At 63.6% G+C, this 24,548-nt stretch carries 18 protein-coding genes; 14 read left to right on the top strand and 4 right to left on the bottom strand.

What is annotated here, in order from left to right; all coding sequences use genetic code 11:
• Positions 1-154 precede the first annotated feature (154 nt).
• A complete protein-coding gene (locus tag ACI2KA_RS15980) occupies positions 155-946 on the top strand; it encodes an IclR family transcriptional regulator (protein ID WP_404503455.1) in 792 nt (263 codons plus the stop codon).
• A 2-nt stretch (positions 947-948) separates the two neighbouring features.
• Here ACI2KA_RS15980 and ACI2KA_RS15975 read toward each other — a convergent pair whose 3' ends face one another.
• A complete protein-coding gene (locus ACI2KA_RS15975; protein WP_404503454.1) occupies positions 949-2,250 on the bottom strand; it encodes an NtaA/DmoA family FMN-dependent monooxygenase in 1,302 nt (433 codons plus the stop codon).
• A gap of 214 nt (positions 2,251-2,464) precedes the next feature.
• On the opposite strand from ACI2KA_RS15975, the gene ACI2KA_RS15970 reads away from it, so the two are divergent.
• The 7 genes from ACI2KA_RS15970 to ACI2KA_RS15940 all read left to right on the top strand — a co-directional run bounded on the left by ACI2KA_RS15970 (position 2,465) and on the right by ACI2KA_RS15940 (position 10,562).
• Positions 2,465-3,265 carry an ABC transporter ATP-binding protein gene (locus ACI2KA_RS15970; protein WP_404503453.1) on the top strand — a complete coding sequence of 267 codons (801 nt, stop codon included), beginning with the start codon at positions 2,465-2,467 and terminating at the stop codon, positions 3,263-3,265.
• On the top strand, positions 3,262-4,275 hold the full coding sequence (locus tag ACI2KA_RS15965) for a FecCD family ABC transporter permease (RefSeq protein ID WP_404503452.1): 1,014 nt from the start codon (positions 3,262-3,264) through the stop codon (positions 4,273-4,275). Before ACI2KA_RS15970 ends, ACI2KA_RS15965 begins: the two co-directional genes overlap by 4 nt.
• Positions 4,272-5,336: a FecCD family ABC transporter permease gene (locus ACI2KA_RS15960; RefSeq protein ID WP_404503451.1), complete on the top strand. Its 1,065-nt coding sequence runs from the start codon at positions 4,272-4,274 to the stop codon at positions 5,334-5,336. The genes ACI2KA_RS15965 and ACI2KA_RS15960 overlap by 4 nt, the downstream gene beginning before the upstream one ends.
• 23 nt (positions 5,337-5,359) lie before the next feature.
• The gene (locus ACI2KA_RS15955) at positions 5,360-6,313 is read left to right on the top strand and encodes an ABC transporter substrate-binding protein (protein ID WP_404503450.1); all 954 of its coding nucleotides are present in this window, start codon (positions 5,360-5,362) and stop codon (positions 6,311-6,313) included.
• 234 nt (positions 6,314-6,547) lie between these two features.
• Positions 6,548-7,387 carry a siderophore-interacting protein gene (locus ACI2KA_RS15950; RefSeq protein WP_404503449.1) on the top strand — a complete coding sequence of 280 codons (840 nt, stop codon included), beginning with the start codon at positions 6,548-6,550 and terminating at the stop codon, positions 7,385-7,387.
• A gap of 39 nt (positions 7,388-7,426) precedes the next feature.
• On the top strand, positions 7,427-7,657 hold the full coding sequence (locus tag ACI2KA_RS15945) for a phosphopantetheine-binding protein (protein ID WP_404503448.1): 231 nt from the start codon (positions 7,427-7,429) through the stop codon (positions 7,655-7,657).
• 64 nt (positions 7,658-7,721) lie between these two features.
• Positions 7,722-10,562, top strand: coding sequence for a condensation domain-containing protein (locus ACI2KA_RS15940; protein WP_404503447.1), 2,841 nt, complete (start codon positions 7,722-7,724; stop codon positions 10,560-10,562).
• A gap of 160 nt (positions 10,563-10,722) precedes the next feature.
• Here ACI2KA_RS15940 and ACI2KA_RS15935 read toward each other — a convergent pair whose 3' ends face one another.
• Together ACI2KA_RS15935 and ACI2KA_RS15930 are read right to left on the bottom strand one after the other, a co-directional pair.
• Positions 10,723-12,069 carry a condensation domain-containing protein gene (locus ACI2KA_RS15935; RefSeq protein ID WP_404503446.1) on the bottom strand — a complete coding sequence of 449 codons (1,347 nt, stop codon included), beginning with the start codon at positions 12,067-12,069 and terminating at the stop codon, positions 10,723-10,725.
• Between the two features lie 63 nt (positions 12,070-12,132).
• Positions 12,133-16,590, bottom strand: a complete 4,458-nt coding sequence (locus tag ACI2KA_RS15930) for an amino acid adenylation domain-containing protein (RefSeq protein ID WP_404503445.1) — start codon at positions 16,588-16,590, stop codon at positions 12,133-12,135.
• Between the two features lie 81 nt (positions 16,591-16,671).
• Between ACI2KA_RS15930 and ACI2KA_RS15925 the strand changes: the two genes are divergently transcribed.
• From ACI2KA_RS15925 to ACI2KA_RS15900, 6 genes are all read left to right on the top strand, one after another.
• Complete coding sequence (locus ACI2KA_RS15925; protein WP_404503444.1) at positions 16,672-17,847, top strand: isochorismate synthase MenF; 1,176 nt, start codon at positions 16,672-16,674, stop codon at positions 17,845-17,847.
• Positions 17,848-17,866: 19 nt separating this feature from the next.
• On the top strand, positions 17,867-19,492 hold the full coding sequence (locus ACI2KA_RS15920) for a (2,3-dihydroxybenzoyl)adenylate synthase (protein ID WP_404503443.1): 1,626 nt from the start codon (positions 17,867-17,869) through the stop codon (positions 19,490-19,492).
• A gap of 89 nt (positions 19,493-19,581) precedes the next feature.
• A complete protein-coding gene (locus tag ACI2KA_RS15915; protein WP_404503442.1) occupies positions 19,582-20,451 on the top strand; it encodes an isochorismatase family protein in 870 nt (289 codons plus the stop codon).
• 13 nt (positions 20,452-20,464) lie between these two features.
• Positions 20,465-21,220, top strand: coding sequence for a 2,3-dihydro-2,3-dihydroxybenzoate dehydrogenase (dhbA, locus tag ACI2KA_RS15910; protein ID WP_404503441.1), 756 nt, complete (start codon positions 20,465-20,467; stop codon positions 21,218-21,220).
• Between the two features lie 28 nt (positions 21,221-21,248).
• Positions 21,249-21,962, top strand: coding sequence for a 4'-phosphopantetheinyl transferase (locus ACI2KA_RS15905; protein ID WP_404503440.1), 714 nt, complete (start codon positions 21,249-21,251; stop codon positions 21,960-21,962).
• A gap of 129 nt (positions 21,963-22,091) precedes the next feature.
• Entirely contained in the window at positions 22,092-24,005 is a 1,914-nt protein-coding gene (locus ACI2KA_RS15900) for a PhoX family protein (RefSeq protein WP_404503439.1), read from the top strand.
• Between the two features lie 119 nt (positions 24,006-24,124).
• Here the strand turns inward: ACI2KA_RS15900 and ACI2KA_RS15895 are convergent, their stop codons facing one another.
• Positions 24,125-24,520 (bottom strand): c-type cytochrome, encoded by a 396-nt coding sequence (locus ACI2KA_RS15895; RefSeq protein WP_404503438.1) that lies wholly within the window; start codon positions 24,518-24,520, stop codon positions 24,125-24,127.
• Positions 24,521-24,548: the final 28 nt, after the last annotated feature.

The raw sequence follows: 24,548 nt of genomic DNA, 5'->3' as shown, positions 1-24,548 counted from the left end.
GGCTTCCGTAACGGGATGTGCCATATTTACAACAAAATTTACCGACCGCCTCTGCGCCATCGTCGGCATAACGCGCGAAAGCCGTCAAAGCGGCGGATAAAATCGATTTCGATTCGCGGCCTGATGGGTTAGGCATGCTGGGCAAACGGGGGAAATGCGCTTGAACACCACGGATGACGAAACGGACGAACTGCCGGAAAACGATGGCGAGAAGCGCTCGGCTCTCATCCAGTCGGTAGCGGTCGCGGCGCGTTTTCTCGATCTTCTCGCAAAATCGGACACGGCGGTTGCGCTTGGCGAACTGGCCAAACGCGCCGGCACCGGCCGGTCGACCGCGCATCGTTACATGCAAAGCCTCGTGCGGGAAGGATTGGTGACGCAGGACCCTGCGAGCGGCTGCTACGATCTTGGCCCGGCGGCGCTCAAAATAGGCATCAGCGCGCTCAGGCGAATCAATCCGGTCGAGACCGCCGGCCGCCGGATGAAGATGCTTGCCTCGCAGATCGGCGCCAGTTGCGGCGTGGCGATCTGGACCGATCGCGGCCCGACCGTGGTGCGATGGGCAAAGAGCGCCAGTTTTGCCATCAGCACCGTGGCGCTGGGCGACGTCCTGCCGCTGGACAACAGCGCCTGCGGGCTGGTTTTCCAGGCCTATCTGCCGCCCGACAGGGTGGCGGCGGTGCGCAGGCTGCAACCACCCGCCTTTCGCGGCTCCCGCGCCGATGCCGGCATTCTCGAGACTATCCGCGACACGGGCGGCGCGGAGCTCCATGAACATCTGTTTTCGGCCCTCACGGGCAAGGCCGCGCCGGTTTTCGATGCCCAGGGCGAACTCTGTTGCGTCGTCACCACCGTATCCTTCGTCGCCACGGCCGAGACGGAACGGCATTTTTCCCGATTGATCGAGGCCGCCCGACAGGCGACGGCCGAATCCGGCGGCGCGTAAGCCTATTCGGCCAGATGCTCCGCAAAGCTGCGGCCGCAATAGCCGGTGCGGAACAGCCCGGCATCGCCCAGCCGGGGAAGCAGGCGCTCCAGCACCAGCCGCATCGAGGCGACCGAACCGCCGGGCACGGCGACAAAACCGTCAATCGCACCGGCCGCCGCCCATTCACGGATATTTTCAAAAGCCTCTTCCACGGTGCCGATGATCTGCCAGTGCCCAGACCCCATCACTTCCGGCCGCCGCAGCAGATCCGCGACGCTCAGCGTCTCCCGCTCGATCAGCCGGCGCAGCAGGCCGGCATGGGTGCGGCTTCTCGGTGCCTGCGGCGGCGGCGGCAGATCGCTGGCGGCCACGACCCGCGTGAGCGGCCATTCCGCAAGATCGAGGCCGGTCATGTCGCGGATGGCGGCGAAGGCGCGGGCACGACTGGCGCGGGCATGGGTCTCGCCGAAGAGTTCGAGCGCCTCCTTCCGGCTGTCGGCCAGATAAAGGCTGAGGCCGGGCATCAGCTTCACCCCGTCGGGCCTGCGGCCGTGACCCTCGGCCCGGCGTCGCAAATCCGCCCGCAATTCAATGGCCGCCTGCATGTCCGGCGTGGAAGCAAAGACCGCATCCGCCACCGAGGAGGCAAAATCCCGCCCTTCCGGCGAGGCGCCCGCCTGCACCAGCGGAATGCGGCTGGCATGGGCCGGCAGGTTGAGCGGGCCTTTGACGCTGAAATGCCTGCCCTCATGCGCGACCGGCCGCACCAGCGAGGAATCGGCAAACCGGCCGCTTTCCCTGTCGAGCTTCAGCGCCTCGTTGGGAAAACTGGCCCAGAGCTGCCGCACCACCTGCGTGAACTCGGCGGCACGCTCATAACGCTCCTGCGGCGAAGGCATCTGCTGCAATCCGAAATTTTCATGACCTTCGAGCGCCGTGACGATGTTCCAGCCGGCCCGGCCATTGCTCAGCCAATTCAGCGACTGAAGCTGACGGGCAACCACATAGGGCGGCAGAAACGTCGTCGAAACGGTGGACAGGAGGCCGACATGGCTGGTTTCCCGGGCAATTGCCGCGAGCAACATGGTGGGGTCCATGCTGGCAAATCCGCCGCCGGTTTCCAGCCCTTCGGTGCGCAGGAAAAGCGTATCGGGCCGGAACACGAAATCCACATGCGCCGCTTCCGCGCGCTGCGCGAGATCGACGAAATAATCGCTGGAAAACACCCCGTCTATCTCGCTGTCGGCGCGCCGCCACGCCTCGCCGCTGAGCCAGGTTGGGGCCAGCGACATGCCGATATGAAGCTTGGCTGCGACGGACATGATGCACCTCGATTGCAATAACCGGCCAGAAATCCGCACCCTGAATCGGCAAATTTCGATTTGTGGAGAGTTTTACTATAGTTTAGTGTCGCTTCAAGACCACCTCGTCGACCTTGCCGGAACAAGAGCTGTTCTGCGCAGGTTCGATGTATGAATTCAAAAGCTTATCTTGACCGTGCGGCGTCTCGACGCATGTGCTTGTGAATAACAGGAGTTGTATCCGGTGCTTGACGCCACGGACCTTCATGCCAGTTATGGCCATGTTCCCGTCTTGCAGGGGCTGTCCGCCCGTTTCCGGCCCGGCCGGGTGACGGCGCTGGTCGGCCCCAACGGCTGCGGCAAGTCGACGCTGCTGAAGACCATCATGGGTTTCGTGCCTTTATCTTCCGGCGCAATAAGGCTGGGCGAGCGTTCGGTCCGTGAGATCGGACGCCGCGAACTGGCGCGGCGCATCGCCTATCTGCCGCAGGAGTGCCATTGCCCTGACTATATGACGCTCGGTGAGTTGATCGAGCTTGCCGGTTACGCCCGTTACGGTCTTGCAGGCGGCCCGACCGAGCGCGACCGTGCGCTTTTTGCCGAGGCGCTGAAGACCGTCGGGCTGGAGGACAAGGCAAGAGCGCAGGTCAACACGCTGTCCGGCGGCCAGCGCCAGCGCGCCTTCATCGCCATGGTGCTGGCGCAGGATACCGAGGTCATCCTGATGGACGAGCCGGTCAACCATCTCGACATGAAATATCAATATGCCGTTCTCGGTCTCGTGCGCGACCTGACGGACAGGCACGGCAAGACGGTCATCGTCGTGCTGCACGATCTCAACCTCGCCTCCACCTTCGCCGATGACGTCATCATGCTCAAATCCGGGCAGGTTCTGGCATCCGGGCCGGTGGAAAAAACCGTCACGCCCGGAAATGTCGCCGCGGTCTTCGACCTTGAAGCCGACATCTTCTCCCGGCAGGGCCGGCTCATCTGCGTGCCCCGGCTCGAGCAGCAGGAACAGGCCATTCCGGCATGAGCTCGAAACTGACGCTGATCTTCGCCGCGGCACTTTCGCTCGTCGCCATCCTCGCCGTCAATCTGCTCGTGATGTCCGGCGACATGCGGCTTGCGGAAATCATGGCGACGCTCTGGCGTGGCGAGGCAGAAACCTATGAACAGTCGGTGCTGCTTTATCAGCAAATCCCGCGCGCGCTGATTGCGATCTATGTGGGCGCCACCACGGCCGTCAGCGGCTGCGTGCTGCAGGGGCTGGTCCGCAATCCCCTCGCCTCGCCTTCCACGCTGGGGCTGAACGCCGGCGCGACGCTGTTTGTGATTACCGGCGCGCTGGTGTTCGATGTGTCTCCCGAAGTGCAGGGTCTTGTCGCGCTCGCGGGCGCGGGCTTCGGTTTTGCCGCCTGCTTTTTCGTGGCGCGTCTCGCCGGCCGGGCGAACGATCCGCGCGGCCTGTCGCTCATCCTCTCCGGCGCACTGGTTTCCATGCTGCTGATCGGCGTGACCAACGCGCTGCTTCTCTCCAATCCCACACGTCGCGCCGAATTCCTGAGCTGGGTGGGCGGCAACATCAACCATGTCTATGCCGAACGGCTCACCGATTTCTGGTGGATCGGCGCCGTCGCGCTGGTGATCCTGCTGTCGGTCGCCCGGCCGCTGACGCTCGTTCTGCTGGGCGCGGAAAAAGCCGCTTCCGCCGGCGTGAATGTCACGCGTGTTTCCCGCATCGCGCTGTTTTCCACCATGCTGGCGTCGGGCTCGGCGGTGGCGATCTGCGGCCCCATCGGTTTCATCGGCCTTGTCGTGCCGCATATGATCCGGCCCCTGGTGGGCGTGAATTTCACGCTCGCCCTGCCGGCCGCCGCCCTTGTCGGCGCCGGTCTCTGCGTGCTGGCCGATCTGGGCGCGCAGACCCTGTTTGCGCCCTATGTGGTCAATACCGGGCTGTTCATGGATCTGCTCGGCGGCCTCGTCTTCATCGTCATCGTCAAGCGCTTTTATCTTTCGCCTTCGGCAAGGGGGCTCGCATGAAACGGCAATTCGCCACCGACGGCAAAGCGGTTCTGCGGTTGCCGAGCGGCCTGCAGCTCGGCATCGGCAATCTGAAAGCCGGCCTCGGGCTGATGGGGCTGGCGCTGCTGCTTGCCGCCCTGTCCGTCAGCCTCGGCAGCACCGAAACGGGCGTTGCAGATCTGCTGCGCGGCCTTGCCGGCGGCCATCTCGGCGATGACCAGGCCTATGCGCTGTGGACGGTGCGGCTGCCACGCATCGTGCTCGGTTTCATGGCCGGCTGGAGCGTGGCGCTGGCAGGCGCCATGCTACAATCCGTTGCCCGCAATCCGCTGGCCGATCCCGGGCTTTTCGGCCTGAGCCAGGGGTCGATGACCACCATCATGCTGCTTCTCGTGCTGGTGCCGGCCGCCCCGAAAACCATGGTGGCGCTGGCGGCCGTCGGCGGCGGTCTTGCCGTCGCCTTTGTCCTGATCGCTCTCGTCGGACGTGAGCGTTCGAGCGGCCTTGCCATATTGCTGATGGGCATCGCAATCGAATCCGCTCTCTCATCCGTCTCCTCGGTGCTTCTGCTCTACACGCCGGCCGAGACATCGCTGGCGCTGGCCGACTGGATGGCGGGTTCGCTGTTTCAGGCAAGCTGGCCGGCCATCGTCGTTTTCGTGCCCCTCTTCGCCGCAAGCCTTGTGGGTATTTTCCTCATCGGCCGGGCGCTCGCCGTCTTCGATCTCGGCAACGAGATGGCTATGGCGCTCGGCGAAACGGTCAAACGCTCGCGGCCGCTCGTCATCGTTTTTGCGGTGATCCTCAGCGCCTCCGCCGTCACCGCGGTCGGCCCGCTCACCTTCCTCGGCGTCATCGCCCCGCATCTCGCCACCTTCGTTTCGCCCGCCGTCGGCCGCGCCAGGCTTCTCCTGTCGGGGCTGACCGGCGGCATATTGGTGGTGACGGCCGATACGCTGTCACGCGGGCTGGTGGCCGATACGCCAATGCCGATCGGCCTGGCGCTGACGCTGATCGGCGTGCCGCTTTTCATCCTCACGCTGCGCCTGCAGGCGCTGCGCCGAAACAACAGCCACTGAATGAACCGAATAAAGGGAATGCCATGCGAATTGCCATCCTCGTCGCCGCCCTTCTGGCCGCCGGAACCAGCCTTGCCGCCGACCGCAGCGTGACCGATGCCGGCGGCCGCACCGTTTCCGTCCCGGAAAAGCCGCAGCGCATCGTCGTCATGCACGAGCCGCTGTTGGGCGTGCCGCTGATGGATCTCGGCGCCAATGTCGTCGGCGCCTATGGCCGCAACAGCGACGGCAAGTTCGCCACCGCCGTCGATTTCGTCGACACGGTTCTCGGCGAAGGCCACGCGAAACCCAAGGGCTTCGGCGCAGTCGGTCAGATCGATCTTGAAAAGCTGCGGGCGTTGCAACCCGACCTGATCGTGGCCACGGAAATGGATGGCGGCAAGGCCGCGCAGCTTTCCACCGTCGCACCCGTCTACCTGCAAAAGGTCAGCACCGGCCATGCCTATGGTTTCAATGTGGAGGAGAGTCTTGCCGGCCTGGTGGGACGAAGCGACATTTTCGCCGAACGCCGGAAGGCCTATGACGAACGGCTTACCGCCGTCAAGAAAGCGCTGGGTGAAGACGCCAGCGGCAAGACCTATCTGGCGATCCTCCTGACCGACCAGATCAATGCGGTCGGCGACATGTCCGGCGCGGTGCAGGCGCTTGAGGACCTGGGTTATACCCGGCTGAAAATCGACAATGCCGCCTCTTCGGGCGGCATGGGCTCGACCCTGACCGTACCGCTGAGCCCGGAGGCTTTCGGCAAGCTCAACCCCGACCTGCTGGTGGTGATGAACAGCTACACCAGCCCCGCCCGTGGCGAGGCCGGAACCCGTGCAGCACTGGAAAAGATCATTCCCGGCTGGGAACGTTTCGTAAAACCAGCCCGCGACGGTAGGATCGTTTTCTTCGATTCCACAAAGGTCACGACGCCGTCCATTCCAAGCGCGCTGCATGCGCTGGATGCCGTGGAAAGCTGGGCGAGCCGCCGCTGAGAAGCGCTTCCGCAGGCGCCAATCCCGGCGTGGCGATACGCCGGGCATAAACTTGAGTTTTTGAAGAAAGTTATATTGCGGCAGCCGGAAGCGCCTGTTATGGTTCGCGCATCTTGACGCAACAACGCCGGATCATCGCGCCGACGACACTGCCGACACGCGATCGTCCGCCAAGCCGGCCCGGGACAGCGAGACCGCCGAACCCGGCGGCGGCATCCCAGGAAAGACAGCAGCATGAGCATGCCAGAAACCATAGAGTCATCGCTTCCGGACCGCACGCCCAAACGTCATCGCCACACCGTCAGGCTGCGCTGCCTTGACGTCGCACGGGTGGAAAAGCTCAGCCGGTCCATGGTGCGCATCGTCCTCACCGGTCCGGAACTTGAGGGGTTCGCCAGCCTCGGTTTTGACGACCACGTCAAGATGTTCTTCCCGCTTCCGGGCGAAACCGAGCCGAACCTGCCGGTGATCGGCCCGAACGGCCTCGAATTCCCGGAAGGCGCGCCGCGCCCTCTGGCGCGCGATTACACGCCGCGCAGTTTTGACGCCGAGAAGGGTGAACTCGCCATCGATTTCGCCACCCATCATGACGGCCCCGCCAGCAACTGGGCGAAAGCCGCCAAGGCGGGTGACAGGGCGTGGATCGCCGGTCCGCGCGGCTCCTTCACCGTTCCCTTCACCTATGACTGGCATCTGCTGATCGCCGACGATACCGGCCTTCCCGCCCTTGCGCGGCGGCTCGAAGAAATGCCGGCCGGCACCCGCGCCGTCGCCCTGATCGCGGTCGAGACCGATGCGGACCGTCTGGAGATTGCGACAAAGGCGGACGCTTCCATCGTCTGGGTGACCCAAAAGAGCGAAAACGGAACCGATCACGACGCATTGACGGCGGCGCTGCGCAGTCTGGACCTGCCACGGGGCGATTTTTCCAGCTGGGTCGCGTGCGAATCGAAAACCGCAAAGGATCTGCGCGCACTTCTGATCGGGGAACTCGGCGCCAATCCCAAATGGACACGCGCCTCCGGTTACTGGCGGCGCGGCGCCAGCGGCGTTCATGATCATTTCGATGAATGAACCGGCAATCGCGGCGGGCGTCATGCTGGAGGCAAAACAATGATGACGGAACTTAAAGCCCTTCTTGCCGGGGTTCTGGAGGATGAGCAGCGCGATATCGAACCGGGGGACAACCTGTTCGGCCGCGGGCTTCATTCGCTCGCCCTCATGCGCCTCATCCCGCCGCTTTCGCAGCTTGCCGGGGCGCGGATCGACTATGACGATCTGGCCCGGCAACCCACGCTCGCCGCCTGGCAGGTGCTGATCGAAAGGTCGCGCGCGACGCATTGATCCCGCGGCACAGTACTTTTCCGGCCTGAGCGCGACGACCCCGAATATTTCCAAGGAGAGGACCATGGCAGCAGACAATACGCGTATGCTCGCACGGCGCATTGAAGACACCTTCGCGCGAGGGGACGCAGCCCCGCCAAGCCAATATGAAGAACGGGTCTGGTTCGCACAGTTTCAGGATCCCGATCAGGTTTTCCGCCATCTTCTCGCCTATCGCATCGGCGAAGAATGCGACCTGCTGCGCCTGACCTCGGCGCTGAAGACGATCTGCGGGACCTGGCCCGAGCTTCGGGCACGCTTTGCCTTCGGAGAGGATGGCACCCTTGCCAAGAGCCTGGAGGCCCCCTCCGCATCCATCGTGCAATTGTTGCACGTTCCCTCGGCGGGTGAGGCCCTCACCCTGCTGCACGACCTTCAGGCAAGACCCTTCGATGCCGAAACCGACCCGCCTTTCCAGGCCGTTGTGCTTTTGAGCGAAGGTGAAATCCTGCTGGCATTTCTGGTCCACGGCCTGCTTGGCGAAGTCCTCTCGCCACAGATCCTGCTGGACGGCATATCCGCCGCCTATGCCGGCGAAACGCCAAAGCCGCTTGCGCCGCGGGCGGTGGAAAATGGCGGCGTCGATCCGCTTCCACTCCCATGGCTGCAACGGCCGGCCTCAGGCTCCAGCATCGTGACGCTGCGGCAAGACAGGGTCGAAAGGCCGGCAAGCCACAGCCACGGCGTCGATCTTCCCGCCACCCTGCTTGACCTGAACAGCGCCACTGCGACGAACGCGCTTCTTGCCCGCGTCGGCGCGCGGTTTTCGCTTTTCCTGGCAACGAATGGCGGCCCTGCGACTGTGACGGTGCGTTTGCTCCGCCAGCCCGGCGTCGATGCCACCGTTCCGATTTTGCGGGAGGCAACGGCGCGGGTATTGATCGAACGCGGCCACGCGCCCGAACAGGCGGAAAAAGCCTTGCTGGCGGGACTGGAACAGCGAAACGACAATGATGGCGATGCAGCCACCGTCACCCTGCGGGCGCTGACGACGCCGGTTCAGGCCGATCAGGAGCATGGCCTCCAGTTCGAACACCTGCCGCTGCCCTCGCTGCAGTCCGGCCTCGGCCTGACCCTTGCTGCAGGCCTGACAGCGGCAGGCGATATCCGCCTCGAACTGACCGGCGGCAAGGAAACGTCGCCGCATGCGACTGCCTTCCTGCTGGAACGTTTCGTCAGCCATCTCGAAGGCGGCGCTGATTCTTTCGGCATCGCGCCTCAAAACGCCACGCTTCTACCGGAGCGGCTGGCCCCCCAGCCCACCGCCGGCCACGGCGATGACGACACCGCCGCGACGATCCTCGCCGAATTCCGCGAAGCGCTTGCCGCGCCGGATATGGGGCCGGAGGATGATTTCTTCGATTTCGGCGGCCATTCGCTGATCGCCACCCGCATCATCGGACGCCTTCTCAGCAATCACGGCATCGAGCTGCGCTTCAACGACCTGTTCAGCTATCCGACCGCCGCCGCGCTCGCCGGGCAGGCGACCCGGCTCGAAACCGCAGCGCCCGCCCAAGCCGAGGCGACGGCGGCCGGCTCGCTCACCGCGCCGCTTTCTCTGGCGCAGATGTCGCTCTGGAAGGCCTATGCCGCCTTCGGTTTCGGCGACATCTTCAATATCCCCTTCGCGCTCGATTTCCTCGACCCCGTGGATGAAAACGCCTTCGAATGCGCCTTCCTCGACATCATCGAGCGCCATCCCGGCCTGCGGACCCATTTTTACGTCGAGGACGATACGGTCCTGCAGAAGATCGTGCCGATGCATGATCTTCCCGGTTATAAATGGTTCTGGACCAGCGAAGAAAGCGAAGGCGTGGACCGGCGCTCGGAAGCCGGCTGGCGGTTCGATCTTGCACGCGAACTGCCGATGCGGCTGCGCTTCCTGCGCGATCCGCAGACCGGCCGCCAGGTTCTGTCCTTCCTTTTCCACCACATCGTGCTGGACGAATGGTCGGTGAACCTGATGATGGACGAGCTGACCGAGGCCTATCGGGCACGGGCGGCGGGCAAGGTTCCGGTCTTTGCAACATCGCCGGCGCCCTTCCACGAATTTGCCCGGAAACAGGTGGCGTCGGGCGTCAATGCCGGCCATCTCGCCTATTGGACCGACATGCTGCGGGATGCGCCGAAGGGCCTTACCCTCGAGGGGCAGAGCCACACGGCGCCCGAGGCCTTGCAGGACGAAGCTCCGGCAGGCGGCTGGATCGAGTTCAAGCTGGAGAAACACGTCAGCGACGGGCTTTACGCCATCGCCAAACAGAACAGCGCCTCGCTGTTCAACGTGGTTTACGCCGCCATTGCCGCGTCGCTGCGTCATCTGGGCGGCTTGACCGACCTCGTGGTCGGCACCTCGGCTTCGGGCCGCACCGACAGCAATTATTTCGACACGATCGGTTATTTCACCACGGTCGTCGCCCATCGCGTGCGTTTCGGCGAGACCATGACCGTCGGGGAACTGATTTCTTCGGTGAAGAACACCATCAACGGCTCGCTGGAACACAGCGAAATCCCGATCGATCTCGTCGAGGAGGCGCTCGGCATGACGCCGGGCCGCGACCATCTGTTCGAGGTCTTCATCCAGATCCACGCCAAGAACAAGCTGAACGGCACGCTTACCGGACAGGATGGCAAGTCCGTGGAGTTCCGCCAGATCGACCCCGACAAGCACGAATCCATGCTGGGGCTGCAATTCGAGGTGATGGAGGAAATGATCGGTGGCGAACGCTCCATCCGGGTGCTGATGAGCTACCGCTCGGATCGCTACGGCCCGGCGGATGTCGAGCGGCTGCGCAACACCACCAGCGGCGTCTTCAGCCGTTTTGCCGAAGCCGGGGCTTCGGGCAGGACGCTGGCCGCCCTTACCTGACACGGACAAAGGAAAAGGGAAAACCCGGCTTCGCGTGGCGAAGCCGGGTTATTTTTTGCCTGCAAATGCTGATGGGAATGTGTGGCACAGCGCCGGCATCCGCATTCCGTGCCCGGGCACAACCCCGAGGCCGATCGCGCATCCTCGGGCGGTCGGCCGCTCAAACCGCCAGACGAACCATCGAGGATGCCTCTTTCGCCGCAAGCGCCATCGCCTCGTCCTGCAGCATGGCATCGAGAAACAGCGGCAATTCCTCGCGATAACGGGCGAAGTCCTCCGCCGGCGTCAGCGCCGAATCGGCGTCGATATGCAGGTTCAGGTCGCTGCCGTCATCCTCACCGCGGAAGGTGAGGTTGAAGCCGTCGCCCGGACCGTTGGCGAGAATATGCCGGGAAACGGCAAGCCCGGCAAAGACCGGCGCGCTGAAGGGCAGAACGTTGATGAGCGGCGAGAAAAAGAAGCGCCGGCCCTTCGAGATTTCCCGGTCAGCAGCGATCTGCTCGATGCGGTAACGGCCATGCAGGCGCTGCCGGCGCAGATTGGCGGCATTGCGCGCCAGAAACGCGCCGATGCTCTCCTGCGGTTCGACCGTCAGGTGGAAGGGCAGGATATTAACGAGCATGGCGGGCATATGCGCCCCGACACTGCCCCAGCGGCTCATGAACGGCAACCACAACGTCAGAACGTCGCGATCCGCACGCGGCAGCATGCGATGGAGATAAAGGCCGGAGAGAAGCACCAGAAGGTCTGGCCAGCCGATTTCCAGCCGGCCCGCCACCTGTTGCAGCCTTTCGCTGAAACCCTCCGGCAGCCCCGCATCGGCATGCAGGCCGCCGCCGCCATAATCCTCGCAATCCTTGTCCAGCACCGGCAGATCGGCCGGTGCGGCGAGATAGGCAGTCCAGAAATCGCGGTCCTTCGCGAAACGGCGGCTCTGCCGATAGGCATCCTCCTCGGCGAGGAAACTGGCGAAGGGGTGGAAATCCGGCCCCGCCTCGCCCTTGCCGCAATAGTGGCCGTAGAGCTGGCCGCAGCGCTGCTCCACCAGCGTCAGGCCATAACCATCGACGACGATGTGATGGGCGCGGATGTACCAGAGATAACGATCATCGGAAATGCGGTAGAGCACCTGCGCGGAAAGCCGGTCGGTCCTAAGATCGAGCCTCGCCTCCACATCGGCATTCATGCGACGCAGGGCCTCTTCAAACGGCGCCGGATCCGCGCGCAGATCGACAAGCTCCACCGCCGGCGCCTGGTCCGGATCGCAGCATTGCTGCGGCGTCTCGCCATCCTCGCCGAGGCGAAAGCGGATCGACAGGACATCGGATTCGCGCACGGTGCGGGCGATCGCCTGAATGAGGGCGCCTTCATTCACCGCACCGGAAAGATCGATGTAATGGGCGACGGTAGAAACCGGCTCGTCGGGATGGAAGGAAAACTCCTCCCAGAAATCGAGTTGCGGCTGGGTCAGCGGCAGCCAGCCGCCGGCAGGATCGATATGCGCCATCTGTTTGTCCTCGGATTATTCCTGTTATCGGACGGGTTGGTTCGCCGCCCGACATGGTTGGCATCACGCCGCCTTGGCGGCCAGAAGCGAAGTCACCTGTCTGGCGTTGCGGCATCGCAGAAGCTGCTGCGGCGAGAGCTCCACGCCAAAAGCGGTGCGGATTTCCGCCGACACGGTTTTCAGATGCGACGGCAGGAGGCCAAGCGCCAGAAGGTCGCTGCCCGCATCCACATTCGCCGATTTCTTGCCCAACACGCCAAGATAGATATCCAGCACCCGGCGATCGCCCTGATCGACAGCGGCAGCCGCGGGCGCGGCGATCTTGACCGGTTCCGCGCCGCCGGCCGTCGCCATCAGCAACTCGCGGGCACGGCGGCGATCCGGCTTGCCATTGGCCGAAAGCGGCAGATCGTCGACCTTGAGAAACCGGCCGGGTACATGCGATTCCGGCAGGTGGCTACGGGAGAAATTACGCAGATCGGCGCTGGAGAGTTCAAGACCGGGTGCGGTGACGTAGAGCACGCCGATGGCGGCCTCGCCTTTCTGCTCGACGCCGTAATCCACCACCAGCACCCGCTGGATGGCAGGGTGGCGAATGAGTTCGTTTTCCACATCCGGCAGGGAGACGCGCACGCCCCGCACCTTGACGTAGCCATTGACCCGGCTCGCGAACATGATCTTGCCATCCGGCCGGTAACGGCCCCGGTCGCCGGTGCGGAAGGCGCGCACCGGCCTTCCCTCGGGATCATCCACCGTGACGAAATCAGTCTGGGTGATGGTGCCGTCCTCCAGATAACCGATCGCCACATTCACGCCGACCGTATGGATACGGCCGACGACACCGGCCGGGCAATGATCGCCCCGGTCGTTGAGAACGAAATAACGATTGGCCGGCAACGGATGGCCGTAGGGTATGGCCGCGATGTCGTCGGCGACAATCTCGTGCCAGATGCTCCAGATCGTCGTTTCCGTCGGGCCGCCGAGCGAGATCAGCCGCAGTCCGGGCTCCAGCCGGCGCAGCTCCTCGATGATCATCGGCTTGATGTAATCGCCGCCCTGCGCGACGAGCCGGAGCGAGGAGAGCTGGCCGCCCCGGCGGCAGGACAGAAGCATTTCGAGAATGGCCGGCACCGAGCACCAGAGCGTCACGCCGTGTTCGGCCACCAGTTCATTCCAACGGACCGCATCCTTTTCCTCGCCCGGTTCCGGCAGCACCAGCGTCGCACCCGCGACCAGCGCGCCGAAAACATCGAAGACCGACATGTCATGATGCAGCGGGGTGACGGAAATGAACACGTCCTTTTCCGTCACCGCCCATTCCGCAAGCGTGCTGCCGATGACATTGGCCGTGGCGCGGTTGGACAGCACGACACATTTCGGCTTGCCGGTGGTGCCTGACGTGTAGAGATAATAGGCCGGCTCTTCGCTGCGCGACAGCGCCGCCAGCTCGGCCATGGCGACAGGCGTTCCCGCCGTGGTTGGCGTGGCGAGAAGCGCCGCCGGATCGACGGCCTCGAAGCCCTGCGGAACATTGCGGGCGACGATGACCGACGGCTGGCAATTGGTCAGCAGGTAATGCAGCCGGTCTTCCGGCGAGCCGGCATCGATCGGCACCCAGATGGCGCCCGTCAGTGCCGCGGCGAGCGTGATGGCGGTATGTTCCGGGCTGCGCGGCAGGCACACGGCCACGACATCGCCCCGGCCGACACCCCGCGCCCTCAGGCCAGCCATCGCCCGCGCCACCAGTCCACCCAGTTCACCATAGGAAACATGCCGTTTGCCGCTGATCAAGGCCGTGCGGGATGTGTCGCCCTCGAAAAGATGGCCGGCGATCCGCTCCAGGAATGGCGGGCAGACGAAGCTCATCTCATCGCCGTTCAGCCGGTAATGGGACAGATCGACAATATCATTGGCGTCGAAAGCGAAAGACCCGCTATCCGCGATCCCGGTGATCGCGCGCTCGATGGCAGCGAGAATATCCGCCACCATGGCCGCATCGATCGCCTGCTCGGCGTAATCGATATCGAGAACGAGATCACCCGCCGGATTTTGCGAAAAACGGAAATCGAGCGCCACCTGCGGTGTCTGGGTGAGACCATTGGTCCAGCGCATGGTCGATTCGGATGACAGCGTCGGCCAGGACAGGCCGTTGGTGATCACCACCGGCAGCGCAAGCCCGCCCTGATTGGCGTTGAGAAGAACGCGGTTGAGATCGATACCGGAAAAGGCAAGATGGTTCAGCCCTTCCAGAACGTCGGTCTGCAGGCCTGCCGCGCGCTTTGCAAAGTCGCCCTCTGCCGCGTTCCACTGAACGGCGATGAAGCTCGAGCGGTTGGCGAAGGCGCCTTCCACCTGCGGGGCGACGGGAATGCCGACGACGAGAGCGCCTTCATTCAGCCAGCGCGACAGCACATCGAGGATGACCGCCGTCAGCGCCGAATTCTTGAACAGCCGCTCTTTTGCACCGATGCGTGAAAAGACGGCGAAGCGCTGCTTTTCCACCGTCAGGCTCCGGCGGCTGTAGCGCGACACGGCGATGGTTTCGAGCGGAGCTTTCCACGGCAGCTGCGACGGCACCTCGGCATTCTTCAGCTTTTCGGCCCAATAGGCGGCATCTTGCGTGCGCGCTTCGGCAAGGTCCTGCTGCGCGGCCGCAGCCACGACACCGGACGGCGGCGGCGCGGCATCGTCGAAGAGTTCGGCGGCAAGGCTCGCAATGGCGCGCCCGTCGAGGATGAGCGCATCGAAACGCAGGAAGACCGCCACTTTGTGCGCAGCCGGATCGACATCCGGCAGGCGGAAGACCGTGACCTGCCAGGGAGAGGCCGCGAGATCGAAATGGGCGTGCGAAAAATCCCGCCGCACGGCATCCATGCGCGCTTCCGCCTCGGCCGAAGACAAGGAGGAAAGATCAACACTATCAAGGTTCAGCGTCGTCTCGTCGGAGACCATCTGCACCAGACGCCGCTCGTCGATGCGGGTGCGCAGGCTGTCATGCCGCGCCACCATCGCGGCAAGGCGCGCGCGAAGCAGGGCCGGATCGATATTGCCGCGATATTCGCGAAACTCCTGCATCGCCACGCCGCTGAGCGGCAGGTGGGTGCCGCGCCCGAGCAGATAGGCCTGCTGCAGGGGGGAGAGAGGACGTTCCATCGGTTTTCCTTTTACCTCGATTGCCGGGCTCAGCTCCAGCGCGCCAAATTGCGCCACGCTTGCGGAAACGAGATCGCAGTTTTCGGCGAGCCGGCGAAGGAGAGTGACATAGGTGTCGAACAGGCCCCGCAGCCAATCGTGCGGCAGCGCATCCAGCCGCACATCCCAGTTGATCAGCAGGCCGCCATCCATCGCCGCCACCTGCGCATCCAGCGCAACCCCCGGCCCCTGCGAGACGGTATGAATCATCGGGCCGAAGACCCGCCCGACCCTTTCTGAAAACAGGTCGCCGCCCGCCAGATCGACGCCGGCGGTGAAAACCACCGGGGAAGTCTGCAAACCGCCGCGCAGGCGCGACAGGTCGCGCATGACGCTGACGCCGGGATAGGACTGGTGGGCAAGACGTCCGTTCATCTCGCCGAACAGCCGGCCGATCAGTGTCTTGAGGCTCTCTTCCGGCCTGATTTCAACGCCGAGCACCAGCACGTTGGAAAACTCGCCGACAATACCATCCACCCCTTCCACCAGCGGCGCGCGCCAGAAAGCCGGCACGGAAAGCCGGAACTTCTGCGCCTGCGTCGCCTGCGACAGCGCCAGGGCGAAAATGCCGAGCAGCAGCACCGACGGCGTGACGGAGCAGCCGCGCGCCACCTGCTCGAGACTGGCGCGTTCGCCAGCCGAAAGCATCGTCGCAAAACGGTCCGTGTGAACCGCAGGCGTGGCGTCATCGGGCCGGAACGGCAGCGGCGGCGCATCGGGAATATCCGCAAGCTGCTGCCGCCACCACGACCGGTCCCTTTCCCGCAGAGCCCTGAGGTCCGGATCGGAGGCGAGACGCGCCGCCCAGTCGAAGAAGGAGGGCGTCAGCCGGGCCGAAGGCGCGGTATTGTCCTTGCCTTCGCCCTCTTCGTAAAACCGGGCAAGGTCCTCCATCACGATCCGCACGCTGGCGGGATCGATCGCCAGCATGTCGGTATCCACATGCAGCCGGCTCCGTCCCTGCGGCAACAGGCTGAGCGAGATCGCCGCCGGCGAGGCAATGTGCAGATTCGTTCGCCGATGGCTCCAGTCCCGCCGCTTAGCTTCAAGCCGATGTGCAAGCGCTTCCGGATCGAGTGCGGTCAGATCCTCGACATCAAGGTGCAACGGCCGGCCCTCAGGGTCGACGGACTGTTGCCCTTCAGCATCGATCCTGAGGCTCAACATGGGGTGACGCCGGCCAAGCCTTTTAACCGCAACAGCCAGTTTTTCCACCTCAAACGCCTGTCCCTCGAATTCGAGATAAAGATGCGGCGTAACTTTTCCGAGTATCCCATCCGCCTCGCGTCCGACCCAATAGGCCACCTGCATCGGGGTTAAATTTAGCATGTGAATTTGCACCGATTGACAAAACATGATTATCATAATCAAGTATAAGCCATCGTCAACCACTCGAACAGGAGGCATCCCATGAAAACGGGAGCACTCAGGACGAATGACGTCGAATCCGACGAAATTACTGATTTTAATAGAGAATTTTTGTTTACATCCGGTTCCGGGCAGCTGCGGGCCGAAGGCATTCGCGAAAGGATAACGCTTCCCGCCCGAGGTGGCGAGGACACGGAAAGCCCTTTGCAGCAGGCGATTAAAGGCGCTTTCGAGCGGGCGCGCCGGGCCGGGCAGGACAATCCGATCGCGATTGGCGCTATCCCCTTCGATGTCAGCGAACCCTCATGCCTTTATATACCCAACAACTATGAGTGGAGCGCGCGCGATGCCGTTCCGCTTTCCACTGATTCGGCCATGCCGGTGCTTGTCGGCCAGAACAGCCTGCCGGACGAAACCGGTTTCAAGCGCGCCGTCGAACATGCCATCGTCAATTTCCGCCATTCCGACGTCCGCAAGGCGGTGCTTTCCGTGATGCGCGAACTGACCTTCGCCTCCGAGGTCAATGTCGAAAGATTGCTGGCGAGCCTCGCCAAGCAGAACCGCGACGGTTACCAGTTCCGCATCCCGCTGCCGGACGGCGGCGACCTGATCGGCGTCAGCCCGGAACTGCTCATCCGCAAGCAGGGCGAAAAGATCACCTCGAACCCGCTGGCGGGATCGGCAAAACGCATGGTCGATCCGGCGGCGGACAAGGCCAATGCCGAACGTCTTGCGGCCTCGGAAAAGGATCATTACGAGCACAGCCTGGTGATCGAGGACATCCGCTCGCTGCTGTCGCCGTGCTGCGCGGAACTCGACGTTCCCGAAAAGCCATCGCTCATCAACACCGCCGCGCTCTGGCATCTTTCGACCCGCATCGAGGGCCGTCTCGCCGATCCTGAGACCAATGCCCTGCAGCTTGCCTGCCTGCTGCATCCGACGCCGGCTGTCTGCGGTTTTCCCACCGAGCGCGCCCACCGGCTGATTCGTTTCGTCGAACCCTTCGAGCGCGGCCTGTTCACCGGCATGGTCGGCTGGACGGATGCGCAGGGGAATGGCGAATGGGTGGTGACAATCCGTTGCGGCACCGTGCAGCGGGAAACCGTGCGGCTCTTTGCGGGCGCCGGCATCGTGGAGGCCTCGGAGCCCGAATCCGAATGGGCCGAGGTGCAGACCAAGCTCAAGACCATGCTGAACGCCTGCGGTCTTGCAGCCTAAATTTCCCCGGGGATAAACCATGACAATCGAATTTGAACGCTGGCCCGACGATCTGGCGCGCCGATACCGCGAGCGCGGCTACTGGATCGACAGGCCGCTGAGCGGCATTCTCGCCGAACAGGTGGCGCGCCGGCCGGATGCGACGGCGCTGATCTGCGGCGACCGCCGCTTCACCTATGCCGATCTCGACCGGCAGTCTTCCAATCTTGCCGGCCATCTCGCCGCCGCCGGCATCGGCAAAGGCGATACCGCGCTGGTGCAATTGCCGAATATTGCCGAGTTCTATCTCGTCTTTTTCGCGCTCATCAAGATCGGCGCGGCACCCGTCAACGCCCTTTTCAGCCACCGCCGGCTGGAAATGACCTCCTATGCCGAGCAGATCGCACCGAAACTGGTGATTGCCTCGCGCAGCCACGAGCTTTTCGCCGATGACGCATTTGTCGACGCGCTGAAGGCGGCCTCTCCAGGGCTTGCCGTGACCCTGCTGCTCGGCGAAACCGATCCGCAGCGCAGCCTGGAACAGCAGCTGGCGGTCCCGGCCGAAAATCCACCGGCTTACGCCCCCTCGGCAGCCGACGAGGTGGCCCTGTTCCAGCTTTCCGGCGGCAGCACCGGCACGCCGAAACTGATTCCCCGGACGCATAACGACTATGATTACAGCGCCCGGGCCAGCGCGGAGATTTGCGAACTTTCGCCTGAAACCCGTTTTCTCTGCGCCATTCCGGTGGCGCATAATTACCCGATGAGTTCACCCGGCGCGCTTGGCGTGTTCCATGCCGGCGGAACGGTGGTCATGGCCGCCAACCCGGAGCCGCTCGCCTGCTTCGACCTCATCGAAAAACACGGCGTCGATATCGTGCCGCTGGTGCCGCCGGCGGTGGCGCTGTGGCTGCAGGTGGCCCCTGCGCATCGTGAAAGGCTGAAATCCCTCAAGCTCCTGCAGGTCGGCGGTGCAAGCTTTGCCGAAGCGCTGGCCCGCCAGGTGCCGGAAGTGCTGGGCTGCGGCCTGCAGCAGGTGTTCGGCATGGCGGAAGGCCTGGTCAACTATACCCGCGCCGGGGACCCGGACCATATCGTCTTCACCACGCAGGGACGGCCGATCAGCCCCGACGACGAAATCCGCATCGTCGACGAGGACGGCAACGACGTGCCCGAGGGCGAAGCCGGCATGCTGGCCACCCGCGGCCCCTATACGTTCCGGGGTTATTACCGTGCGCCTGAACACAGCGCCCGGGTCTTCGACAAGGATGGGTTCTATTATTCCGGCGACGTGGTGCAGCGCACGCCGGAAGGTTATCTCCGCGTCGTCGGCCGGGTGAAGGACCAGATCAACCGCGGCGGCGAAAAGGTCGCCTCGGAAGAGGTCGAAAACCTGATCCTGCGGCATCCGGATGTGACGCATGCCGCGCTGGTGGCGATGCAGGACGAGCTGCTCGGCGAAAAAAGCTGCGTCTTCGTCGTCTCCCGCAATCCGGCGCTCAAGGCGCCCGCAATCCGTCAGCATCTCGCCGGTCTCGGCGTCGCGGATTACAAGCTGCCGGACCGCGTGCGCTTCATCGACGCCATGCCACTCACCGCCGTCGGCAAGATCGACAAGAAACGGCTGCGCGACCTTTTGACGGCACCCGTCGCCATCAGCGCCTGAGATAGGCTCCAGATCGAAAGAGACGCTTGAAGGAGCGTCCCGAACTCCAGGATTACGCGCCATGCGGCGCAGCAAACACCGAGGTCATCATGACAATCCCCGCCATTTCCGACTATCCGATGCCGGTTGCCGCAAGCTTCCCGGCCAACAAGACAAAATGGCAGCCAGACGCAAAGCGCGCCGTGCTGCTCATCCACGACATGCAGCGTTATTTCCTGCGGTTCTACGAGGCCGACGGCAAGCTGATGACAACCCTCATCGACAATCTCGCCAAGGTGAAGGCATGGGCCGTTGAGAACGGCGTCCCCGTTATCTATACCGCCCAGCCGCATGACCAGCCGCCGGGTGACCGGGCGCTCCTGAACGACATGTGGGGACCGGGCCTCACCGTCGTTGACCCGGAACTGCAGAAGGTGGTGGACAAGCTTGCGCCGACGCCTGACGACGTGGTGCTGACCAAGTGGCGCTACAGCGCCTTCCAGCGCTCCGATCTTGCCGACCGCATGAAGGGCTGGGGCCGCGACCAGATCATCATTGGCGGCGTCTACGCCCATATCGGCTGCATGATGACGGCGGTGGAAGCCTTCATGAAGGATATCCAGCCCTTCATGGTCGGGGATGCCGTCGCCGATTTTTCGGAAGGCGAACATCGCATGGCGCTGCAATATGTGGCGACGCGCTGCGGCGTGGTGATCGACACGGCAAGCCTTGCGGGCCGCGAACAGGCCACCGGCACCCGCGAATGGCTGAAGGCCCGCGTCCTGCAAATGGTGGAGGACGAAAGCGACATCGACCCCGATGAAAACCTGATCTTCTACGGGCTGGATTCCCTGCAGGTAATGAAGCTTGCCGGCGAGTTGAAGGAACGCGGCGTCACCGTCGGCTTCGACGAGCTTGCACGTGTGCCCACGCTCTCCGCCTGGTGGGCGCTGATCGAAGAAAAGCGGCTGGCAGCCTGAGCGGACGGAAACGATGACGCAACAGAGATTTACCGGACGGCGCGTGCTGGTGACGGGAACGGCCCAGGGCATCGGCCGCCGCATCGCCGAACGTTTCATCGAGGAAGGGGCCGAGGTCATCGGCCTCGACCTGCTGGCCGATACGGCAACCGCCCCCTTCCGCCAGATCGCCCTCGACATTACCGATGCGACGGCGGTGGAGCGGGTGTGCAAGGCAATCGAAAGCGAATGGGGCGGGCTCGACATTCTGGTCAACGCCGCCGGCATATTGCGGCTCGGCGACAGCGAAAGCCTGACGCCGGACGACTGGAAAGCCTGCATGGATGTCAATGCCGCAGGACCGTTCTACCTGTTGCGGCAGTGGAGCGGCGTCTTCAAGCGGCAGCGGCACGGCGCCATCGTCAATGTCGCCTCCAACGCCGCCGTCGTGCCGCGCATCGGCATGATGGCCTATTGCGCGTCCAAGGCGGCGCTGGTCAGTTTCAGCCATTGCGCCGCGCTTGAACTTGCGCCCCACGGCGTGCGCTGCAACGTGGTCTCACCCGGCTCCACCGATACGCCGATGCTGGCCGGCATGCTGAACGATCCCGCCGGCAGGGAGCGGCTGGTCGCCGGCCTGCCCGAGCAGTTCAAGCTCGGCATTCCGCTCGGCAAGATCGCAAGGCCGGACGATATTGCCGACACCGTGCTGTTTCTCGCCTCCGACCAGGCCGGCCATGTGACGATGCAGCAGATCGTGGTCGACGGCGGCGCCACGCTTGCGGCATGACTTCGGCCGCCTGATGAGAGTGACGGATATGGCAGTTGCACCGGCGTTTCACTACGAACCCGTCTCCGACGATCCACCTGTGGCCATCTGGCCCTGGCCGGACGACGTGCGCGATTGCCATTGCGTCACCCTTCGTTACAGCGCCGACGAAGGCTGCGGCGGCAAGGTCCCTCCCTTGCCGCCGCAGCTTCTACGCGCCACGCCCAGACGCAAGGCGGAATTCATCGCGGGACGCCGATGCGCTGCTGAAGCCATCCGCCGTCTCACCGCCCGCACCGCCTTTCCCGGCATGGGGGAGGACCGCGCCCCGATCTGGCCCGCAGGCGTGGTCGGCGCGATTTCCCACAGCCGCGACCGGGCCATCGCCCTTGCCGGCTCGAACCAGCAATTTTGCGGCATCGGCATCGATATCGAAAAAGTTCTGAACGAGGAGGAAGCCCGCGATATCGCCTCGCAGGCACTGACGGCAAGCGAACGCCACAGCCTTGGAAACGCCATCGATCCCTTCATGACCGGGCTGATCTTTTCGGCCAAGGAAAGCCTGTTCAAGGCGCTTTATCCGAGCGTGAGACGTTTCTTCTTTTTCGAGGCGGCGGAATTATCCGATTACAGCGAAGACGGTTCGGCCTCGTTGCGGCTGACCGAGGACCTCGGCGGCAGGTGGCGCAGGGGAACGGAAATTCCCCTCCGCGTCTGCCGCTTTGAAGATTTCCTGCTCACGCGCATCCTTCTCCCGTATTGAGGGAAAAAGGGCAAATTCTGTCCTGATATACTCATATTTTAAGGCTCTCCTCCCGTCATCCGTGTGAAACACTCGGGCGATACGCAGCTTGCTGGAATGATTCCAAACATTGAACGGTGGAGACACGACATGACCGACATCGATACGAGCAAGCTGTCCTGGGACGAATGGGACGAGCTGCAAAACCCGCCGCCGGCCGAAACCGATTTCGACCGCGTGGTCGAAAGCGCGATTTCCCGCCGCGGCTTTCTCGGCGGCGTGCTTGCCTTCGGTTCGGCCGCGGCCGCCATGGGCACGCTCGGCAGCCTGATGAGCAGCACCTCGGCCGAGGCGCAGGAAGCCGCAGCCGGCCGTTTCCCCTTCAAGCCCGTCGCGGCGAAGACAGACCACACCATCCACGTTCCGGAAGGGTATAGCTGGAAGCCGGTCGCCAAGTGGGGCCAGCCGCTGTTTTCCAACATTCCCGATCTCGACCACGCCAAGGCCGTCAGCGTCGAACATTCCGACAAGGTCTTCGGCGAAAACACCGACGGCATGGAACTGTTCATGGTCGGCAGCCACCAGCTGATCGCCGTCAACCATGAATATGTGAACCCGGAAATCAACCTGCCGCATACCGAAAAGGGCGTTCCGAAGACGGCCGACGACGTGAAGATCCTGCAGAACATGCAGGGCGTCACCGTCATGGAAGTGGCCGAAGGCAACGAGGGCTGGGAAATCGTTCTCGACAGCCCGTTCAACCGCCGTATCCACAACAACACGCCGATGAAGCTTTCCGGCCCTGCCGCCGGCTCCGATCTCGTCAAGACCGCCGCCGATCCGAAAGGTATCGACTGTCTCGGAACCTTCAACAATTGCGGCGCCGGCCGCACGCCCTGGGGCACCTACCTCACCTGCGAGGAAAACTTCAACGGCTATTTCGGCACCACCGACGCCGCCTTCAAACTGCCGGACGACTACAAGCGTTACGGCATCGTTGCCGAAACGCGCTACGCCTACGAGAAGTTCGACGAGCGTTTCGACGTCGCCAAGAACCCGAACGAACCGCGCCGCGCCGGCTACGTGGTCGAGATCGATCCTTCGGACGCCTCCTCCACGCCGGTCAAGCGCACCGCGCTCGGCCGCATCAAGCACGAAAACGCCGCCGTGGTGATTGCCCGTGACGGCCGCGTCGTCGTTTACATGGGCGACGACGAGCGTGGCGAATTCCTCTATAAATTCGTCTCCAACGGCATTTACGTGCCGGGCGGCGACACCTCCAAGCTGCTCGACGAAGGCACGCTTTCCGTCGCCAAGTTCGCCGATGACGGCGCCGGCGAATGGGTGGCCCTGACGCCGGAAACGACCGGCATGAAGATCGACGAAATCTGCGTCTTCACCCGTCAGGCCGCTTCCAAGGTGGGCGCGACGACCATGGATCGCCCGGAATGGGTCGCCATCAACCCGGTCGCCATCGAAGCCTATTGCGCGCTGACCAACAACAGCCGCCGTGGCGAAGTCAAGGATGGCAAGCTGCGCGCCAATGCCGGCGGCGACGCCATGGCGGTCAATGCCGCCAACCCGCGTGAAAAGAACGAATACGGCCAGATCGTGCGCTGGTATCCGGAAAATGACGACCATGCGGACGGCAAGTTCAAGTGGGACCTGTTCTGCATGGCCGGCAACCCCAAGGTTCACAAAGACACCTATGCCGGCTCTTCGAACATCAACGAAGGCAACATGTTCAACTCGCCCGACGGCATGATGTTCGACAGTACCGGCCTCCTGTGGATCCAGACCGACGGCGAGGACAGCAATGAAGGCGCCTTCGCCGGCCAGGGCAACAACCAGATGCTGGCGGGAGATCCGGCCACCGGCCGTATCGAGCGTTTCCTCACCGCGCCGAAGGGTTCCGAAGTCACCGGCCAGACCTGGTCCGGCGACAAGCGCACCCACTTCGTCGGCATCCAGCACCCCGACGCTCCCTTCCCGGACGGCGAAGGCAAGTTGCCACGATCGGCCCTCATCGCCATCAAGCGCGATGACAACGCGCAGATCGGCTGAGGTAACGGCATGAATGGAACCGCTCTCTGTTGAAGCGGACCCGGTTCCACGGTTGAATATCGGCAGTCCCGACGCTTTTCGGGGCTGCCCTTACCGGTAGGAAACGCCGATCCCCGCCTTCATTCAGCCGGCTTGGAAGCCGCGCTCTCGATATAGGCGATGAGATTGTCCAGATCTTCCGGCTTGCTGATGCCGGCCAGCGCCATCTTGTTTCCGGGTATTTTCTTTTTTGGCGTACTCATGAAATCCCGCAATTCTTCCGGCGTCCAGACAAGACCGTCCTCACCCGCTTTTTTCATCGCAGCCGAATAAGTATAGTCAGGCACACCGCCTGCCGCACGGCCGATGATGCCGTTAAGTTGCGGGCCGACCCTGTTTTTCGCGCCCTCGCCTATGGCGTGGCAGGCGGAACAGCGCTTGAAGACCGCCTCCCCCTTGGCGACATCGCCCTCCGAGAGAGCGGGAATGGCGCTTGCGGTCAGCATTGCCGCCGCGATGATCGATATATTGCGCATCATGTCATCCTTGTCTTGCCGCACAGAT

Source organism: Agrobacterium sp. NPDC089420 (assembly GCF_044900305.1).
Taxonomy (GTDB): Bacteria; Pseudomonadota; Alphaproteobacteria; order Rhizobiales; family Rhizobiaceae; genus Agrobacterium.
This window is presented reverse-complemented; position numbering and strand designations above follow the sequence as displayed.

What these genes read in the sequence shown, in the direction of transcription:
- ACI2KA_RS15980 (WP_404503455.1), top strand. Translation starts at nt 155, where the DNA reads ATGCGCTTGAACACCACGGATGACGAAACGGACGAACTGCCGGAAAAC.
- ACI2KA_RS15975 (WP_404503454.1), bottom strand. Translation starts at nt 2,250, where the DNA reads ATGTCCGTCGCAGCCAAGCTTCATATCGGCATGTCGCTGGCCCCAACC.
- ACI2KA_RS15965 (WP_404503452.1), top strand. Translation starts at nt 3,262, where the DNA reads ATGAGCTCGAAACTGACGCTGATCTTCGCCGCGGCACTTTCGCTCGTC.
- ACI2KA_RS15960 (WP_404503451.1), top strand. Translation starts at nt 4,272, where the DNA reads ATGAAACGGCAATTCGCCACCGACGGCAAAGCGGTTCTGCGGTTGCCG.
- ACI2KA_RS15955 (WP_404503450.1), top strand. Translation starts at nt 5,360, where the DNA reads ATGCGAATTGCCATCCTCGTCGCCGCCCTTCTGGCCGCCGGAACCAGC.
- ACI2KA_RS15950 (WP_404503449.1), top strand. Translation starts at nt 6,548, where the DNA reads ATGAGCATGCCAGAAACCATAGAGTCATCGCTTCCGGACCGCACGCCC.
- ACI2KA_RS15945 (WP_404503448.1), top strand. Translation starts at nt 7,427, where the DNA reads ATGATGACGGAACTTAAAGCCCTTCTTGCCGGGGTTCTGGAGGATGAG.
- ACI2KA_RS15940 (WP_404503447.1), top strand. Translation starts at nt 7,722, where the DNA reads ATGGCAGCAGACAATACGCGTATGCTCGCACGGCGCATTGAAGACACC.
- ACI2KA_RS15935 (WP_404503446.1), bottom strand. Translation starts at nt 12,069, where the DNA reads ATGGCGCATATCGATCCTGCCGGCGGCTGGCTGCCGCTGACCCAGCCG.
- ACI2KA_RS15930 (WP_404503445.1), bottom strand. Translation starts at nt 16,590, where the DNA reads ATGCTAAATTTAACCCCGATGCAGGTGGCCTATTGGGTCGGACGCGAG.
- ACI2KA_RS15925 (WP_404503444.1), top strand. Translation starts at nt 16,672, where the DNA reads ATGAAAACGGGAGCACTCAGGACGAATGACGTCGAATCCGACGAAATT.
- ACI2KA_RS15920 (WP_404503443.1), top strand. Translation starts at nt 17,867, where the DNA reads ATGACAATCGAATTTGAACGCTGGCCCGACGATCTGGCGCGCCGATAC.
- ACI2KA_RS15915 (WP_404503442.1), top strand. Translation starts at nt 19,582, where the DNA reads ATGACAATCCCCGCCATTTCCGACTATCCGATGCCGGTTGCCGCAAGC.
- dhbA (WP_404503441.1), top strand. Translation starts at nt 20,465, where the DNA reads ATGACGCAACAGAGATTTACCGGACGGCGCGTGCTGGTGACGGGAACG.
- ACI2KA_RS15905 (WP_404503440.1), top strand. Translation starts at nt 21,249, where the DNA reads ATGGCAGTTGCACCGGCGTTTCACTACGAACCCGTCTCCGACGATCCA.
- ACI2KA_RS15900 (WP_404503439.1), top strand. Translation starts at nt 22,092, where the DNA reads ATGACCGACATCGATACGAGCAAGCTGTCCTGGGACGAATGGGACGAG.
- ACI2KA_RS15895 (WP_404503438.1), bottom strand. Translation starts at nt 24,520, where the DNA reads ATGCGCAATATATCGATCATCGCGGCGGCAATGCTGACCGCAAGCGCC.